Annotated in this window: 14 protein-coding genes and 1 pseudogene; 2 read left to right on the top strand and 13 right to left on the bottom strand. The window is 72.0% G+C overall.

The window, feature by feature from the left end; genetic code table 11:
• On the bottom strand, positions 1 to 867 hold the full coding sequence (locus tag ACZ7MX_RS38385; RefSeq protein WP_030813598.1) for a helix-turn-helix domain-containing protein: 867 nt from the start codon (positions 865 to 867) through the stop codon (positions 1 to 3).
• Positions 868 to 1,003: 136 nt separating this feature from the next.
• On the opposite strand from ACZ7MX_RS38385, the gene ACZ7MX_RS38380 reads away from it, so the two are divergent.
• Complete coding sequence (locus ACZ7MX_RS38380; protein ID WP_472139177.1) at positions 1,004 to 1,468, top strand: ATP-binding protein; 465 nt, start codon at positions 1,004 to 1,006, stop codon at positions 1,466 to 1,468.
• A gap of 39 nt (positions 1,469 to 1,507) precedes the next feature.
• Here the strand turns inward: ACZ7MX_RS38380 and ACZ7MX_RS38375 are convergent, their stop codons facing one another.
• Complete coding sequence (locus ACZ7MX_RS38375) at positions 1,508 to 2,308, bottom strand: SGNH/GDSL hydrolase family protein (protein WP_472139175.1); 801 nt, start codon at positions 2,306 to 2,308, stop codon at positions 1,508 to 1,510.
• Between the two features lie 253 nt (positions 2,309 to 2,561).
• Here ACZ7MX_RS38375 and ACZ7MX_RS38370 point away from each other — a divergent pair, with 253 nt between their 5' ends.
• On the top strand, positions 2,562 to 3,371 hold the full coding sequence (locus ACZ7MX_RS38370; protein WP_472139174.1) for a tyrosine-protein phosphatase: 810 nt from the start codon (positions 2,562 to 2,564) through the stop codon (positions 3,369 to 3,371).
• 15 nt (positions 3,372 to 3,386) lie between these two features.
• Here the strand turns inward: ACZ7MX_RS38370 and ACZ7MX_RS38365 are convergent, their stop codons facing one another.
• From ACZ7MX_RS38365 to ACZ7MX_RS38315, 11 genes and pseudogenes are all read right to left on the bottom strand, one after another.
• The gene (locus ACZ7MX_RS38365; protein ID WP_472139172.1) at positions 3,387 to 4,553 is read right to left on the bottom strand and encodes a serpin family protein; all 1,167 of its coding nucleotides are present in this window, start codon (positions 4,551 to 4,553) and stop codon (positions 3,387 to 3,389) included.
• Positions 4,554 to 4,571: 18 nt separating this feature from the next.
• Positions 4,572 to 5,954 carry an aspartate aminotransferase family protein gene (locus ACZ7MX_RS38360; protein ID WP_472139170.1) on the bottom strand — a complete coding sequence of 461 codons (1,383 nt, stop codon included), beginning with the start codon at positions 5,952 to 5,954 and terminating at the stop codon, positions 4,572 to 4,574.
• Entirely contained in the window at positions 5,951 to 7,831 is a 1,881-nt protein-coding gene (gene dxs / locus ACZ7MX_RS38355; RefSeq protein WP_472139168.1) for a 1-deoxy-D-xylulose-5-phosphate synthase, read from the bottom strand. Before dxs ends, ACZ7MX_RS38360 begins: the two co-directional genes overlap by 4 nt.
• 77 nt (positions 7,832 to 7,908) lie before the next feature.
• Entirely contained in the window at positions 7,909 to 8,934 is a 1,026-nt protein-coding gene (gene hpnH / locus ACZ7MX_RS38350; protein ID WP_472139166.1) for an adenosyl-hopene transferase HpnH, read from the bottom strand.
• Between the two features lie 5 nt (positions 8,935 to 8,939).
• Entirely contained in the window at positions 8,940 to 9,608 is a 669-nt protein-coding gene (locus ACZ7MX_RS38345; protein ID WP_472139164.1) for a phosphorylase family protein, read from the bottom strand.
• Positions 9,608 to 11,629, bottom strand: a complete 2,022-nt coding sequence (shc, locus tag ACZ7MX_RS38340; protein ID WP_472139162.1) for a squalene--hopene cyclase — start codon at positions 11,627 to 11,629, stop codon at positions 9,608 to 9,610. Before shc ends, ACZ7MX_RS38345 begins: the two co-directional genes overlap by 1 nt.
• A 168-nt stretch (positions 11,630 to 11,797) precedes the next feature.
• Positions 11,798 to 12,862, bottom strand: a complete 1,065-nt coding sequence (locus tag ACZ7MX_RS38335; RefSeq protein WP_472139160.1) for a polyprenyl synthetase family protein — start codon at positions 12,860 to 12,862, stop codon at positions 11,798 to 11,800.
• Positions 12,863 to 12,915: 53 nt separating this feature from the next.
• Positions 12,916 to 14,322: a hydroxysqualene dehydroxylase HpnE gene (hpnE, locus tag ACZ7MX_RS38330; RefSeq protein WP_472139158.1), complete on the bottom strand. Its 1,407-nt coding sequence runs from the start codon at positions 14,320 to 14,322 to the stop codon at positions 12,916 to 12,918.
• 100 nt (positions 14,323 to 14,422) lie between these two features.
• Positions 14,423 to 15,376 (bottom strand): presqualene diphosphate synthase HpnD, encoded by a 954-nt coding sequence (gene hpnD / locus ACZ7MX_RS38325; RefSeq protein WP_472139156.1) that lies wholly within the window; start codon positions 15,374 to 15,376, stop codon positions 14,423 to 14,425.
• Entirely contained in the window at positions 15,373 to 16,239 is an 867-nt protein-coding gene (hpnC, locus tag ACZ7MX_RS38320; protein WP_472139154.1) for a squalene synthase HpnC, read from the bottom strand. Before hpnC ends, hpnD begins: the two co-directional genes overlap by 4 nt.
• A 450-nt stretch (positions 16,240 to 16,689) precedes the next feature.
• A pseudogene (locus tag ACZ7MX_RS38315) lies at positions 16,690 to 16,809 on the bottom strand (ABC transporter ATP-binding protein); the annotation flags it as partial.

The raw sequence follows: 16,809 nt of genomic DNA, 5'->3' as shown, positions 1-16,809 counted from the left end.
TCAGATCTCCTTGCGAAAGCCACCCAGAATGGCCTCGGTGGTGTGTGCCGGCGCGGCCTGCGCACACATCCGGTCCAGGGCCTCCAGGTACTGCGAAACGTCGTTGCGCTGGTCGAAGTACACGGCTCCGACGAGGCTCTCCGTGTAGGCGATGTCCGGGAGTTCCGGGATCGGGAAACGGAAGATGTGGAAGGGTCCGTACATGGCGGGGTGCGGGCCGGCGGCGAAGGGCATCACCTGCAGCCGGACGTTCGGCAGCGCGGTGGCCTCCATCAGCCGGGTGATCTGGTCGCGCATCACCTTGGGCCCGCCGATCGGGCGCCGCAGGACGGTCTCGTCCATGACCACCCAGAGCATCGGCGCGTTGTCGCGGGTCAGCAGGGACTGCCGTTCCCTGCGCAGGGCGACGATGCGGTCGATCTCCGCGCCGGAGGCGTGCGGCATCCCGGCGCGGAGCACGGCGGTGGCGTAGTCCTCGGTCTGCAGCAGTCCGGGGACGTAGTGCGGCTGGTAGGCGCGGATGAGGTTGGCCTCGCCCTCCAGGCTGACGAAGGCACTGAACCACTCGGGGAGGACGTCCCGGAAGCGGTGCCACCAGCCGGGCTTGTTGGCCTCCCGGGCCAGGCTGAGGAAGCCCTCGATCTCCTCCTCGTCGGTGACGCCGTAGGTCGCCAACAGCTTCTCGACGTAGGGGAGTTTGAGCCCGACCTCGGCCTTCTCCATCCGCCGGACCGTGGCGTGGGTCACGTCGAGCGCCGCCGCGGCCTGCTCGTAGGAGAGTCCCGCCTTCTCGCGCAGGTCCTGCAGTCGCTTGCCGAGCACCACCCGCAGGACGGTCGGTGCGCCTGCCGACCGTGGGTCCGCCACGTCCGATCGCCTCCAACTGACTTCAGTGTTCAGCAGTGTGTCATGCCGTCAGCAGGACGAACAGACTGCACTGACGATTCTGCAAATTGCAGAGTGATCCTTGCCATCGGTGACCGACATCGCACATAGTTACGGCGTGGCTTCCTCCAACAACGCTCCCTCGTTAGGGCGCTGCGGCGGCTTCGTCGCCCAGCACCCGCAGGACGCGTTCCACTTGCCGGCGCGACGCACGTCCGTCCCCGAGGCGCGCAGACGCGTCCAGACGCTGCTCGCCGAGTGGGGCGCGGCTCAACAAGTCCGCGACGACGTGGAGTTGGTGGTCTCCGAGCTGTTCACCAATGCCGTGCGGCACACCGGCAGCGAGAAGGTCGGCTGTGAAATGGCCCTCATCGGCGCGCACATACGCATAGAGATCACGGACGAGGGCGACCCCGGCGGTTCGGCGCCGCAGGTCCAGCCGGGCAGTCCGGACCAGGAGTGCGGCCGGGGGCTGTTCCTGGTCGGCGCGCTCTCCGACAGCTGGGGCTCGCGCCCGGACGACAGCGGGCAGGGCCGTGTGGTCTGGGCGGACCTGCCGTATTCCAGCGCTCCGACGCACTGAGGCCCCGTTCCGCCGTCGGCGGACGGGGCCTTCAATGGTTCAGAGCGGCAGCAGGTCGGGCCGCTTGGGCTCGACGTGGTCGCCGGAGGACACGCCACGCAGCCGGCGCCCGATCCACGGCACCAGGTGTTCCCGCGCCCAGTGGATGTTGTTGCGCCGCGCCTCGGCGGCCGACCGCTCCGCCTCCGGCGGCCAGGGCTGGTCCGGGTCGGCCGGCACCGGCAGGCCGAGCACCTGGGCGGCGCGCAGCGCCACCCGCGTGTGGCCGTCGGCCGACAGGTGCAGCCGGTCCTCGCTCCAGGCCCGCCGGTCCTGTACGGACTTCAGCGACCACAGGTCGAGCACCGGGCAGCCGTGCCGGTCCGCGATGGCCCGGACGTGCGCCGTGTAGGTGGCGATCTTCCCGCGCAGGAGACCGAGCACCGGGACCCCGCGGGTGTCGAAGCCGGTGCAGAGCAGGACCGTGCCGACCGAGGCGCGCAGATCGGCCACCGCCGCCTCGTAGCGCTCGGCGACCGCGTCCGGGTCGGAGCCCGGCCGCAGGATGTCGTTGCCGCCGGCACAGAACGTCACCAGGTCGGGGGCCAGCTCCTTGGCCCGCGGCACCTGTTCCTCGATGATCTGGTCCAGCAGCCGCCCCCTGATGGCGAGGTTGGCGTAGCGGAAGGCACCCTCCGCCTGCTGGTCCGAGAGCAGGACCGCGAGCCGGTCCGCCCAACCGATGTACACCCCGTCAGGGCCGGGATCCCCGACCCCCTCTGTGAAGCTGTCCCCGACGGCTGCGTACGACCCGATGGCACCCATGGCGCCACTGCTGATGTTCTTCGAATCGTCTGCCACGTCAGGACATACTTCACCTTGAGAAGTGACCTACGCCACCGTAACCAGGGGTTGACGAGGCGTGATTAATGCCACCAGGTCAAATTCTGCTCAAGTTGGAATAAGAATCGGTCATGGGTTGCTTCTTGAGCGCTTCCCCGCGCCCTGCGGCGCTCCGATTGCGGCCTGATTTCCTATTGCATCAATGTCGTATCGTCGGGACTGCCCCGCCTCGTCGACGAGCAGCGTCGGCGACCGACCCAGAGGAGCGCCCGTGACGCAGCAGACGCCGCAGGTCCCGCAGGCCCAGCCGGAGCTCGCGGAGGTCCGCAACTTCCGCGACGTGGGCGGGCTGCCGACCGTGGACGGGCGTCGCGTACGGGAGGGCAGACTGTTCCGCAGCGGACACCTCGCCCACGCCACGGCGGAGGACACGGCGTTCCTGGCCGGCCTCGGGCTGCACACGGTCTTCGACTTCCGCAACGCCTCGGACATCAAGCTGGAGGGCCCCGACGTCACGCTGCCCGGCGTGCGCAACGTGAACATCCCGCTGACCGACCCGGCCGACGGCGCCGAGTTCTGGACGATGGTCCGCGACGGCGAGCTGGAGCAGCTGCGCACCGCGCTCGGCGACGGCAAGGCCGCGGCCCGGATGGCCGCCACCTACCGGCACATCATCACCACCCGCACCGAGGACCACAGCCGGGTGCTGCACGCGCTCGCCGAGGACAGCGTCCCCGCGCTGATGCACTGCGCGGCGGGCAAGGACCGGGCCGGCCTGTCCGTGGCCGTGACCCTGCTGGCGGTCGGGGTGGAGCGGGACGCCATCGAGGCCGACTACCTCAAGTCCAACGACCCGCACCGCCGCTACAAGATCCGCCGCTCCGACAACTCCGCGGTCGGGATGTCGCAGGAGGTCATGGAGCTGCTCTCGCCGCTGTTCGGCGCGCACACCGACTATCTCGCGGCCGCCTACGACGCGATCGAGCGGACCTGGGGCTCGACGGAGAAGTACCTGACCGAGGGCCTGAAGCTGGCCCCCGAGACCCGCGAGCGGCTGCGCGAGGCACTGCTCACCGACTGACCGGACCGCGCGCCCCTAGGGTTCGGCGACCCAGCCCGCCGTCAGCACCAGCCCCGACGCCCGGTGCACCGCGAGGAACCCGAAGGGCCGGTCGAAGCGGGCCGTGATCCGCAGCGCCTGGTACGGCGGGGGCGGCGGCACGGCTCCCGCGGCGACCGGCATGACCGTGACGGCCGCCGCCCGGAAACCGCGCGCGCCGAAGGTCGCGGTGGCCTGCTGCCGGGCGGCCGACACCGCGAGCGGCTGGTCGCTGATGCCCGGGAAGTGCCCGCGGGAGGTGTCCGCCGCGGCGGTCAGCCCGAACAGCTCCGGCCGCTTGAGCAGATCATGTGCGGCATCGACGGTGAACCGCACGGTCATGAGGTCCAGCCGCGGCACCCCGTCGTAGCTCGGCACCGTCGTCACCCCAAGGCCCGGCCCGGCGCCGTCGGTGAGCGCGGCACCGGACACCGCCGGGTACCGCCCGGCCAGCGCCTCGACTCCGTACCCGAGCACCTCGCCGCCCGGCACCCCGGGCCCGCCGAGCAGCAGATGGACGTCCAGCCCGTTGTCGCCCTCGACGCGTACGGCGGTCAGCGGGCCGGCCGGGGTGCCGTGCACCCTGACCTGCGCGGCCTCCGCCCCGGAGCGGCTCAGCGCGGTCACCTCGCGCCCCGCCCAGGGGCCTTCGGTGAGCCGCAGCGGGAACTCCCCGAAGGGTTCCGTCCAGGTCGTCCGCACCAGCAGCGCACTGGCCAGGACGAGCAGCAGGTCGGGGGTGATCTCGACCGGCATCCGCTCGATCAGCCCGTCGGTGTGGCGCCGCGCCCAGGCGTCCAGCGCCTCCTGGTCCGCCGCCGCGGTGCCGGTCAGCTCGCCGAGCGTGCCCGGCGCCAGACCGTCCCGCCACTCGGGGCGCAGCGCCAGCGTGCGCCGGGCCCACAGCGCGGCCGCGGCACCGACGCCGTCGGCCGCGTCCAGCGCCGCGAGCAGCGACCGGCCCTCGGCCGGCGCCGTCTCCGGGTCGGTGCCGAGCGCCTCGGCCAGCTCCGTACGGGCCGGGCCCGCCGAGGGGCCCGCGAGCAGCGCGAGCAGCGGCCAGACACCGGCCGCGGTGAGGACCGTGCCGGCCTGTCCCACCGCCTCCCGCGCCCAGCGCGCCGTCATGCCGTTCACCGAGCGCACCGTCGTCGCGGCCACCATCGCGTCCCCCCAGGGCTGTCAGCGGTGGGCGACCGCCTGTTTGACCAGCGTCCGCCCGAAGTCCCACATCAGGCCGCCGCCACCGTGGGCGTCGTCCATGACGGCCGTGAAGGCGTCGACGAACCGGTCCACCTCCCGCTCGCCGATGATCAGCGGCGGGATCAGCTTAATGACCTCCAGGTGGTCGCCGGAGACCTGGGTGAGGATGCGGTGCCGCTGCAGCAGCGGCACCACGACCATCTGCGCGAACAGCCCCTTGCGGGCCGCCTGCAGCATCGTCCAGCGGCTGCGCAGCCCGAGCGAGGTGGGCCGGCCGAACTCGATGCCGATCATCAGGCCGCGGCCCCGTACGTCGTGCAGCAGCTCGTACTTCGGGATCAGCTCGGCGAGCCGGCCGCGGAGCAGATCGCCGGTGTGCCGGGCGTGCGCGACGATCTGCTCGTCCTCCATCACCGCGAGGACCGCCAGGCCGGCCGCCATCGCCTGCACGTTGGAGCCGAAGCTGGCGGAGTGCACCAGTACGCGGTCCATGGACGAGTAGACCTTTTTGAAGATCCAGTCCTTGCCGAGGGTCGCGCCGACCGGGACGTAGCCGCCGGACAGCGCCTTGGCCACGCACACCAGGTCCGGTGCGACGCCGTCCTCGTGCTGGTAGGCGAAGAAGTCGCCGGTGCGGCCGAGGCCGGTCTGCACCTCGTCGGCGATCAGCAGGGCCTTGTGCCGGTGCAGGAGGTCCTGTGCGGCCCGCAGATATCCGGGCGGTGCCTCGTGCACGCCCTTGCCCTGGAGGGGTTCGACGATCAGCGCGGCGACGTCGCCCTTCGTCAACTCCCGTGCCAGCGCGTCGAGATCACCGAGCGGCACGGCGGTGTCGGGCAGCAGCGGCGCGAAACCGTCGCGGAAGCCGTCCTCGCCGTTGACGGAGAGGGAGCCGGTCGTCAGGCCGTGGAAGGCGTGGGTGCAGTACAGGATCCGCGGCTTCCCGGTGGCGTACCGCGCGAACTTCAGCGCGGTCTCCACGGCCTCGGTGCCGCTGTTGCCGAAGAAGACCCGGTCGAGGTGGGGGGCGTGGCCGAGCAGCTTCTCGGCGAGCAGGCCGGGCAGCGGCTGGCAGTCGAAGCGGGTGAGGTCGGGCAGCTGGGCGTCGAGGACGTCGTGCAGCGCCTTCCGTACGACGGGGTGGTGCCGGCCCAGGCCCATCACCCCGAAGCCGGCGAGCATGTCGAGGTAGTCCTGGCCCTCGCTGTCCCAGAAGTACGCGCCCTCGGCCCGCTCGTAGACCTTGTCGAAGCCGATGGTGTGCAGCATCCGCGGCAGCTGGTGGTTCAGATGGCGGGTGTGCAGGTCGTACCGCTCGCCGCCGCGCTCCGCGAGCAGGCGCGTCAGGTCGAATCCGGTCATGAGACGCTCTCCTTACGGGCCAGCGCGGCGCTGATCCGGCCGGCGATCTCGGCCGGCGTCAGGCCCAGGTCGGCCAGCAGCTCGGCCCGCTTGGCGTGCGGCAGGAACTGCTCGGGGATGCCGAAGGTGCGCAGCGGTACGTCGACTCCTGCGTCCCGCAGTGCCTGGCCGACCGCCCAGCCGACGCCGCCGGTGCGGCTGTTGTCCTCGACCACGGCCACCAGCGCGTGGCCGGCGGCGAGTTCGGGGACGGCCGGGTCGACCGGCTTGACCCAGCGCGGGTCGACGACCGTCGCGTCCACGCCGCGCGCCGCGAGCAGCTCGGCGACCCGCAGGCAGACCGGTGCCATCACGCCCACCGCGACCAGGAGGACGTCCGGGTGCGGTGCCCGGTGCAGGACGTCCACCCCGCCGATCCGGTCCACTGCCGGGATCGGGTCGTCCACCGATTCCTTGGGGAAGCGCAGCACGGTCGGCGCGTCGTCCACGTCGAGGGCCTCGCGCAGCTGGGCGCGGAGCTGGTCGGCGTCGCGCGGGGCGGCGATCCGCAGGCCGGGGACGACGCCGAGCACCGACATGTCCCACATGCCGTTGTGCGAGGCGCCGTCGGTGCCGGTGACGCCGGCCCGGTCCAGGACGAAGGTGACACCGCACTTGTGCAGCGCGACGTCCATCAGGATCTGGTCGAAGGCGCGGTTGAGGAAGGTGGCGTAGACCGCGAAGACCGGGTGCAGGCCGCCGGTGGCCAGGCCCGCCGCGGAGACGGCCGCGTGCTGTTCGGCGATGCCCACGTCCCACACCCGGTCCGGGAACGCCTCGGCGAACTTGCCCAGGCCCACCGGCTGCAGCATCGCCGCCGTCAGGGCGACCACGTCCTCGCGTTCCTCGCCGATGCGGACCATTTCGTCGCCGAAGACGGACGTCCAGGACGGCGCGCCGGGCGGGGCGACCGGCGCGCAGGTCAGCGGGTCCATCACGCCGACGGTGTGGAAGTGGTCGGCCTCGTCCTCCAGGGCGGGCCGGTAGCCGCGGCCCTTCTCGGTCAGGCAGTGCACCAGGACCGGGCCGTGGAATCCGGCCGCGCGGCGCAGTGCCGATTCGACGGCGGTGATGTCGTGTCCGTCGATCGGGCCGAGGTACTTCAGGCCCAGGTCCTCGAACATGCCCTGCGGCGCGATGAAGTCCTTCAGGCCCTTCTTGGCGCCGTGCAGCGTGCCGTAGAGCGGTTTGCCGACGACCGGGGTGCGCTCCAGCAGGTCCTTGCCGCGGGCCAGGAAGCGCTCGTAGCCGTCGGTGGTGCGCAGGGTGGCGAGGTGATTGGCCAGCCCGCCGATGGTCGGCGCGTAGGAGCGCTCGTTGTCGTTGACGACGATGACCAGCGGGCGGTCCTTGGCGGCGGCGATGTTGTTCAGCGCCTCCCAGGCCATACCGCCGGTCAGCGCGCCGTCACCGATGACGGCGACGACATGGTCCTTCTTCCCGCGCACCTGGTTGGCCTTGGCCAGACCGTCCGCCCAGCCCAGCACCGTCGAGGCGTGGCTGTTCTCGATGACGTCGTGCGCCGACTCCGCCCGCGAGGGGTAGCCCGACAGGCCGCCCTTGGCCCGCAGCTTGGAGAAGTCCTGACGGCCGGTGAGCAGCTTGTGGACGTAGGACTGGTGGCCGGTGTCCCACAGGATGCGGTCGGCGGGCGAGTCGAAGACCCGGTGCAGGGCGAGGGTCAGCTCGACCACGCCCAGGTTGGGGCCCAGGTGGCCGCCGGTGCGGGACACCGCGTGAACGAGGAAGTGCCGGATCTCCTCGGCGAGTTGGGGCAGGCGGTCGGCGGGGAGCGCCTTGAGGTCGCGCGGTCCGGTGATGTGTTCCAGCATCGTCATGTTCGGTCCCCCTCGGGTCGTTCGGCGGCCGTGGCGGGGGGAGCCCGCCGCGGCGGGCTCCCCCGGACTACGAACGGTCAGCCGCGGTTTCCGGCGACGGTCTCCTTGGCCGCTCGGAGGGATTCCTTGAGGGAGCCCATGGTGGCGAGGACGGCGGTGGGTTCGTAGCCGCAGTGCGCCATGCAGTTGGCGCAGCGCGGGTCCTTGCCGCGGCCGTATTTGTCCCAGTCCGTCTCCTCGATGAGTTCCCGGTACGTCGGCACGTATCCGTCACTCATCAGGTAGCAGGGGCGCTGCCAGCCGAACAGCGAGTAGTTGGGGATCGCCCAGGCCGTGCACGGGAAGTCCGCCTTGCCCTCCAGGAAGTCCAGGAAGAGCGGGCTGTGGTTGAGCCGCCAGCGGCGCCGGTTGCCGCCGGCGAACGCCTTGCGGAACAGTTCGCGGGTCTGCTCGACGCCGAGGAAGTGTTCCTGGTCGGGGGCCTTCTCGTAGGCGTAGGCGGGCGACAGCATCATCTCGTCGACCTGGAGGTCGTCGTTGAGGAAGTTGAGGACCTCGATGATGGTCTGCGGGGTGTCGGTGTTGAAGAAGGTGGAGTTGGTGGTGACCCGGAATCCGCGCCGCTTGGCTTCCTTGATCGCCGCGACCGCCTCGTCGAAGACGCCTTCCTTGGCGACGGATTCGTCGTGCCGTTCGCGCATTCCGTCGATGTGCACCGCGAACGCGAAATAGGGCGAGGGGGTGAACTCGTCGATCTTCTTGCGCAGCAGCATGGCGTTGGTGCACAGGAACACGTATTTCCGCTTGGCGACCAACTGCCGTACGATCTCGTCGATCTGCGGGTGCATCAGGGGTTCTCCGCCGGCGATGGAGACCATCGGGGCGCCGGACTCCAGGACCGCGCCGACCGCCTGTGCCACCGGCATCCGCTGCTTGAGCACCCCGGCCGGATGCTGGATCTTTCCGCAGCCCTCACACTTCAGATTGCATGCGAAGAGCGGTTCCAGCTCGACGATGAGGGGGAACTTCTCGCGCCGCCGGATCATCTTCTGTTCAAAGAGATAGGTCCCGACCCGGATGGACTGACGGAGCGGCATGGCCATCTGGCTCACCTCCTGGGGAGCAGCAAAGAACGGTGCCATTCGTAGAAAACAGGAAGCACACTGCGCAGCACGCGGAAGGCCGATATTCCCCCGCGCACCGTGCCGATGCGGACGAGTTCATGTTCTGGAGCGTCCACGACCACCCGGACGGCCGCAACCGGGCGGGCGCCGGACCGCCGGGCCGTGCGGAGCGTGGCGGCGGACTCCATGTCCACCGCGATCGCGCCGGAGGCGTGCAGCTCGGCCCGTTCCGCGCCGCGTACGACGTGGTCGGAGCCGCGCAGCAGCCCGCGGTGCACGGTCAGGCCGCGCTGCCGCAGGGCGCCGACCAGCGGCCCGTTGTCGCGGCAGGGCACGTCCGGCAGGCCCGGGCGGTGGTCCCGGGTGGCCTCGGCGACGACCACGTCCCCCGGACGCATACCGGGCGCGAGGCCGGCACAGAAGCCGCTGGCGACGACGGGCGAACGGGCGGTGTCGGCGCCGTCACGGAGCGCGTCGGCGAGGGCGCGTTCGGCCGCCTGGGGGCCCATGCCGGTGCGCAGCACGACCAGCCCGGGCCGGCTCTCGCCGGGCGACGTCGCCCGGTCTCCCCCGCGCAGCGCGAACCGTTCGATGCCGAGCGCACAGGCGATCAGCAGCGGGGGTTCCCGATGCGCGGGGGACCGTCTCGGCATCAGGCCCCCACCGGCGCTCCGGCCGGTCCGCCGTTGACGTAGCGGCCCAGGGCGGTCAGCGGGAAGACCTGGCGGTAGAGGTGGTAGTTGATGGAGAAGTCCCAGGGGAAGCCGGTACCGGTGAAGTACGGCTCGTCCCAGGAACCGTCCTCGCGCTGGGTCGCGGCCAGGTACCGCACCCCGCGCCGCACCGCCTCACTGTCCCGCTCACCGGCCGCGAGCAGCGCCATCAGCGCCCACGCGGTCTGCGAGGCGGTCGAGGCGCCGCGCCCGGCCCAGGTGTCCGGTTCCGCGTACGACCGCTGGTCCTCGCCCCAGCCGCCGTCGTCGTTCTGCACCCGCTCCAGCCAGCCGACGGCGCGGCGCACGGCCGGGTGGGAGGCGGGGATGCCGGCCGCGGCGAGCGCGGGCAGCACCGAGCCGGTGCCGTAGAGGTAGTTGGTGCCCCATCGTCCGAACCAGGCGCCGCTGGGCTCCTGTTCGGCGAGCAGCCAGGCGAGGCCGCGGCGGGTGCGCGGGTCGTGGGTGCGGCCGACCTCGGCGAGCATCTCCACGACGTGGGCGGTGACGTCGGCCGACGGCGGGTCGATGACCTCGCCGAAGTCGCAGAACGGCAGGCGGTTGGGGAACGGGCTGGTGTTGTCGACGTCGAAGGCGCCCCAGCCGCCGCCCCGGGACTGCATCCCGAAGTTCCAGCGCACCGCGCGGTCCACCGCCGCGGCCACCCGCTGCGGGTCGGGGTGCTTGACCCGGCGCAGCGCGAGCACCACCTCGGCGGTGTCGTCGATGTCCGGGTAGTTGTCGTTGTGGAACTCGAACCCCCAGCCTCCGGGCGGGAGTTGGGGACGTTTGACGCTCCAGTCGCCGGGCCGGTCGATCTGCTCGGCGAGCATCCAGTCGGCGGCCTTGACCAGCTGCGGGTGGTCGGCGGGCAGTCCGGCGTCGGCGAGCGCGATGGTGGCGAGGCAGGTGTCCCAGACCGGGGACTGGCAGGCCTCGATCATCCGCGAACCGTCCTCGCGCCAGACCGCGAACCGGTCGAGGGAGGCCAGTCCCTCGCGCAGCACGGGGTGGTCGAGGTCGTAGCCGAGGAGGTGCAGGGCGATGACGGAGTACACGGCGGGCGGCTGGATGCCGCCCCAGCAGCCGTCGTTCTCCTGCCGTTCGATGATCCAGCGGGCCGCCGAGCGCATCGCGGTGCGGCGCAGCTTGCGCAGCGCGACCTTGTGGTAGACCCGCAGCGCCTTGTCGAGGCGCTGGAAGACGCCGTCCCAGCTGGTGGCCGGGGCGAGCGGGCGGGGCGGGTCGGGGTGGCGCGGATCGGTGTGCAGCTCGTCGAGGGCGAACGGCGCCGGGCGGACCGGGCGTTTGGCGGAGACGATGGTCAGCGGCACGATGGTCTGCCGCGCCCAGCACCCGAAGTCGTAGATGTTGAGCGGGAACCACTTCGGGAAGAAGATGAGCTCCGGTGGGAGCTGGGGCAGGTCCTCCCACTTCCACCAGCCGAAGAGGGCCAGCCAGATGCGGGTGAAGACCCGGGAGGCGGCGACGCCGCCCTGCTCGCGGATCCAGGCGGACGCGGCGGCCATGTGCGGGGCGTCGGTTGCGTCCCCGGCGAGCCGCAGGGCGACGTAGGCCTCGATGGTGGTGGAGAGTTCACCGGGCCCGCCGTGGAAGGTGGCCCAGGTGCCGTCGGTGCGCTGCTCGCGGCGGATGTGGCGGGCGGCGGCCTCGGTGGTCCGGGGGTCCGAGATGCCCAGGAACTGACGGAGCAGCAGGTCCTCGGCGTCCATCGTGACGTTGGTTTCGAGGTCGCCCTTCCACCATCCTGCCGGGTCCTGGACGGAGAGCAGGTGTTCGGTGGCGCGGGCGGTCGCGCGGCGGGCGGCCTCGGCCGTGTCCTCGGCGGCGGCGGTGGCGGTCCTGCGGCGTGGTGCGGTCGTTTTCTCAGCGGTGGCATCGCTGGCCGAAGGGGCCCGGGGCGGCAGCGCCCCGGTGCTTCCGTCGGTCGTCGCTGTCATGGCTTCCCCTTCTGCAGTGAACTGTCAAAGCGTGCTCAGGGATTCCGTCGGCCGGCGCCCGTCCCCCACTGCCCTAAAGGCGTGGGTGGGGGCACCTCCCAGCGTTAGCTGGGGGAGTACCCCCAGGCACCGGCCGGCGACTGCGATCTATTCGGTCTCGATAGGGACTCATCTTTCTCGTACGACGACGAAGTCCGCGAGCGCGACGAGCTGGGCCCGGACCTTCTCCGGCATGTCGATCTCGTCGAGCGCGGCGATGGCGGTGGCGTGTTGGCGGCGGGCCTCCTGGGAGGTCCACTCGCGGCCGCCGGCCTCCTCGATGAGGGCCGCCCGGGAGGCGAACTCCTCCTCGGTGAAGTCGGCGATCTCGGTCTCGCTCTTCTTGGCGTCGGCGGCCAGGATCTCGGCCAGTTGCTCGGAGGCCGGGCCGCCGGCGGCCAGCGCGGCGACGACCGGCAGCGACTTCTTCCGCTGCCGCAGATCGCTCCAGGTCTGCTTGCCGGTGGCGTCCGGGTCGCCCCAGATGCCCAGCAGGTCGTCGACGGCCTGGAAGGCGAGGCCGAGGTGGTAGCCGTACCTCTCCAGGGTGTCGGCGGTCCGGTCGTCGGCGCCGCCCAGGACCGCGCCGATGGAGACCGCGCAGGCCAGCAGCGCGCCGGTCTTGTTGCCCTCCATCTCCAGGCACTCCTCGACGGTGACCCGCTCGCGGTGCTCGTAGGAGATGTCCTGCGCCTGGCCGTCGATCAGCTTGCGGGTGGCCAGGGTCAGCCGGCGGGTGGCGCGGCCGGCGTCGACCGTGCCGAGCTCCAGCAGTATTTCGTTGGCGAGGGCGAACAGGGCGTCGCCGACGAGGATGGCCTGGGCCGGGCCGTGCACCTTCCAGACCGTGTCGCGGTGCCGGCGCTGTTCGTCGCCGTCCATCAGGTCGTCGTGCAGCAGCGAGAAGTTGTGCACCAGCTCGACGGCGACCGCGCCGGGGATGCCGACCTCGGGGGCCCGGCCCGCGACCTCGGCGGACAGCAGGGCCAGCGCGGGGCGGACGGCCTTGCCGCCGTCGCCCGAGGCAGGGTTGCCGGCGGCGTCGATCCAGCCGAAGTGGTAGGCGGCGACGGTGTCCATGGGAGGGGCGAGCCGGCCCACGGCAGCACGCAGCACGGGAGTGGCGAGTGTCCGTCCGCGCTCCAGCAGCGCGGTGACGCTCTCGGTGTCGATAGCTGGGGAAGCCGGATTCACGGTTTCTCCTCTGTTTCCGGTGCTCGTGCTCGTGCGAGCGCTGGTACTCGTAGTCATGCCGCCTCCTGAGGCAACTGGCCCTGGGGGAAGCCGAGTTCGTCGAGTGCCTCGCGAGCGGCGGCGGTGCCGCTGCGCACAGCGCTCTCCATGGTCGCGGGCCACCCGGTGGCGGTCCACGCGCCGGCCAGCAACAGGCCGGGGGCTTGGGTGCGGGCGGCGGGGCGGAGCCTGCCGACGCCCGGGGCGGGCGCGAAGGTCGCGGTGCGCTCGCGGGTGACGAAGAAGTCGATGATCCGGGCGCCCCGGGCGGCCGGCAGCAGCCGTTCCAGCTCGGGGAGGTAGCGGGCGCGGAGTTTGGCGACCGGCTGGTCGATCTCCTCCTGCGCGGCGGACTGCGACACGGCCAGGTACTGGCAGCGTTCGTTCCCCGGCGTCCGGGTCAGTCCGGAGGCGTCGGTGCGGTCGAAGACCCACTGGACGGGCGAGCCGACCGCGGCGAAGAAGGGGCGGCGCAGGACCTTGCGGTCGTAGACGACGTGGAGGTTGAGGATCGGGGCGGTGCCGATGTCCAGCAGCCGGTCCCGGTCGGCCAGCGCCCCGGCGGGCAGCAGGGCGTGCGTCTCGCGCTGCGGTACGGCGAGGACGACGGTGTCCGCGGTGAGCTGCTCGCCGCCGTGCGGGCCGTTCTCCACCGCGACCTGCCAGCGGCCGTCGGTCCGGTCGACGGAGGCGGCGCGGGTGCGCAGCGCGATCCGCACCCCGGCCTTCTCCAGTGCCGTACGGGCGAGGACGTCGTGCACGTCGCCGAGCGGGACCCGGGACCAGCCGATGTCGGCGGCGCCGGGGGCGGACAGCAGCCCGGTCTTGAAGACCTTGGCGGCCAGGCCCAGCGAGGCGTCGCCGGCCCGGGCGTTGAGGGTGGCGATGCCGACCAGGTCCCACAGCGCCTCGACGGCCCGGGACGACTGGCCGTGGCGGCGCAGCCAGCTGCCGAAGTCGACGCCGTCCAGGACCGGGTCGGCCGGGTCGAGGCCCTTGAGCGCGAGGGTGGCGCGCACCACGCCGGCCCGCTCGGCCGGGGGCAGGTGCGGATAGCGCGCGAGGCTGGCGGCGAGGTGCAGCGGGACGGGCAGGGCGGCGCGCCGCAGCCGGCCGAGCCGCATGCGGTCGGGGTCCAGGACCGGGACGTCCATCCGGTCCTGGAGGGGCACCAGGTGGGCCGCGCCGAGCCGGTCCAGCATCCGGCCGTACGCGGTGCAGCAGCGCAGGTAGACGTGCTGGCCGTTGTCGACGCTCAGCTCACCGGCGGCGGAGTCGCGGCGGAAGGAGAAGACCAGTCCGCCCAGCCGGGGGCGGCCCTCGACGAGGGTGACCCGCAGCCCGGCGTCGGCCAGCGCGAGAGCGGCGGTGGTGCCCGCCAGCCCGCCGCCGACGACCACCGCGGTGGCTGTGGATGTCATGTGTGCTCCCCCCGTACACGGATCATGGACGCAGCCGCCCGGGGGAGGGTTGCCCGCGGTGCTGACGCGGGGTCACCGCTGTCGTGCGTGGCCCGGCCGGTCATCCGCGCCTCCGTACGGCCTGCCGGCGGCCGATCGCCCGCGCGTCGAGCCCGGACAGTCCGCGCACCGCGACGAACGCCTTCTCCCAGCCGGGCAGCGAGACCCGGCCGCGCAGCACCGCCTCGGGCTCGGCGGCGATCCGGGTGAGCAGGCGGTGGTAGATGCCGGCCATCGCGGCCACGCAGGCGCCGCTGCGCCGGTCGAGCATCGGCAGCAGCCGGAAGCCCTCGGCGAACAGCGCGCGGGCGCGTTGCACCTCGTGGTGGACCAAGCCGGTGAAGTCGGAGCCGGGCGGCGGGACGGGGTGGTCGAACCCGGCCGAGCAGCCGAACTTGGCGAGGTCCTCGGCGGGGAGGTAGGTCCGGCCGTTGCCGGCGTCCTCGCGAACGTCCCTGAGGATGTTGGTGAGTTGGAGGGCGAGACCGAGGGTGTCGGCGTACTCGGCGGCACGCTCGGCGTCCTGTGCGCCGGGCACGGTGCCGAACACGCCGAGCGAGAGCCGGCCGATGCCGCCGGCGACGCAGCGGCAGTAGACCTTCAGCTCGTCCCAGGTCTCGTAGGTCTCGCCGCGCACGTCGGCCAGCACGCCGTCGATCAGCTCGTCCAGCGCGTCGAGCGGAATGGGGAAGCGGCGGGCGGCGTCGGCGAGGGCGACGGCCACCGGGTCGGTGTCGTCCTCGTCGAGCCGGCCGTCCTTGATGCGGGCCAGCAGCGCCCGGGTGTCCTCCAGGCGCTGCTGCTTGGCGGCGGCCTCCAGAGTGCCGTCGCCGATGTCGTCGACCCGGCGGGAGAAGGCGTAGAGCGCCGACATCGCATGGCGCTTGTCGGTCGGCAGCAGCCGGATGCCGTAGGCGAAGTTGCGCGCCTGCTGCCCGGTGATGGCTTCGCAGTAGCGGTATGCAGCGAGCACCGGCGCGGACGCGTGTGCGGTTGCCTCCACGGTCCGACTCACCCCTCTCTTCGCAATGTCGCCCCCACCTCGCGCAGCAGGCTGAGCTTGGTCGGTTTGGGCGGTCCAGGGAGTACGTCGTGTTCGGCGGCCGCGACCGCCTGGAGTGCGGCACGTCCGCCGGCGACGAAACCGGCCAGCAGCAGCTTGAGTCTGCCGTGGACGCTACCCACCAGCGCGGTGCCTTCATCCAGCAGGTCACGGGTGCGTTCCGCCTCGTAGGCGATCAGTGCGCGCACCGATGCGCCCCCGCTCGGCGCGGCCAGATCGGCTTCCGAGACGCCGAAGCGTTTCAGGTCCTCGGCGGGGAGGTAGATGCGGTCGCGCCCGAGGTCCTCGGCCACGTCCTGGATGTGCTCGACGATTTGCAGGGCGGTGCAGACGGCGTCCGAGCGGCGGATGCGCTCGGGGCTGGCGGTGCCGGTGATGCCGAGGACGAGCCGGCCGACGGGGTTGGCGGACAGCGCGCAGTAGGCGACCAGGTCGTCGTAGGTGGCGTAGCGGCTCACCCGCTGGTCCTGGCGGTTGGCCTCGATCAGGCCGAGGAACGGTTCGGGGGTCAGCTCGCAGCGGCGGACGGTCGGGCCGAGGCGGCGCATCAGCGGGTGCTTGGGGCCGGGCGCGCGGTCGCTGAAGACGCGCTCCAGGTCCGCCTCCAGGGCGTCGAGCAGCGCGGGCCGGTCGTCGAACTGTGCCCGGTCGAGTCCGAGGAGTACGGCGTCGGCGCCGCCGGGCGCGAGGTCGCCGTCACCGATGTCGTCGACGAGCCGGGCGAAGCCGTACACGGCCATCAGGTCGGCCCGCCAGGCGCGGGGCAGGAAGAACGGCGCGACCGGGAAGTTCTCGTGTGCGGCCTGATCGAGCACGGTGCGCGTGTGGTCCCGCCGGTCACCCGCCGCCACCCTTCGGAGGAAGGCGCGACGCGCCCGCTCGTTGTCTCGGCTCACCGGGGGCTGCCCGGCGCATTTCGGTGCCGGAGCGAACCAGTAGCCATTGCCGTCACGTCTCCCGTTCTACACCGCCAAGCTAAAACATCCTATTTCGGACACGCCGCAGCCGGCGACGCGCCCGGATCGAGCCCTCATCGCCCTCATGGGTGAGTATTGCCCGACTTGTGCCACTTGTGCTGTTCAGCACCCGTACAGCTTACGCCGTACATCTCCCTTGCGTCCGAGTGGGTACCGAAGCCCGGGGCAACAATCCGGTCAACATCCTTTCCGGACGAACTGTTCCCGTTGTCCGCGGAGTTGACCACCTCTCCACCGTCGAAGGCCCCCGCGGGGCGGACCGCGGGGGCCTTCCAGGTGTCAAGAGGACTACTTGCCCGTCTCCTTCTCGTAAGCCTTGATGACCTCGTCGGTGGGGCCGTCCATCAGCAGTTCGCCGCGTTCCAGCCACAGCACGCGGTCGCAGGTGTCGCGGATGGACTTGTTGTT

It is taken from the genome of Streptomyces sp. NPDC107765, from assembly GCF_055657085.1.
This window is presented reverse-complemented; position numbering and strand designations above follow the sequence as displayed.

What these genes read in the sequence shown, in the direction of transcription:
- ACZ7MX_RS38365 (WP_472139172.1), bottom strand. Translation starts at nt 4,553, where the DNA reads ATGGTGGCCGCGACGACGGTGCGCTCGGTGAACGGCATGACGGCGCGC.
- ACZ7MX_RS38360 (WP_472139170.1), bottom strand. Translation starts at nt 5,954, where the DNA reads ATGACCGGATTCGACCTGACGCGCCTGCTCGCGGAGCGCGGCGGCGAG.
- dxs (WP_472139168.1), bottom strand. Translation starts at nt 7,831, where the DNA reads ATGACGATGCTGGAACACATCACCGGACCGCGCGACCTCAAGGCGCTC.
- hpnH (WP_472139166.1), bottom strand. Translation starts at nt 8,934, where the DNA reads ATGGCCATGCCGCTCCGTCAGTCCATCCGGGTCGGGACCTATCTCTTT.
- ACZ7MX_RS38345 (WP_472139164.1), bottom strand. Translation starts at nt 9,608, where the DNA reads ATGCCGAGACGGTCCCCCGCGCATCGGGAACCCCCGCTGCTGATCGCC.
- shc (WP_472139162.1), bottom strand. Translation starts at nt 11,629, where the DNA reads ATGACAGCGACGACCGACGGAAGCACCGGGGCGCTGCCGCCCCGGGCC.
- hpnE (WP_472139158.1), bottom strand. Translation starts at nt 14,322, where the DNA reads ATGACATCCACAGCCACCGCGGTGGTCGTCGGCGGCGGGCTGGCGGGC.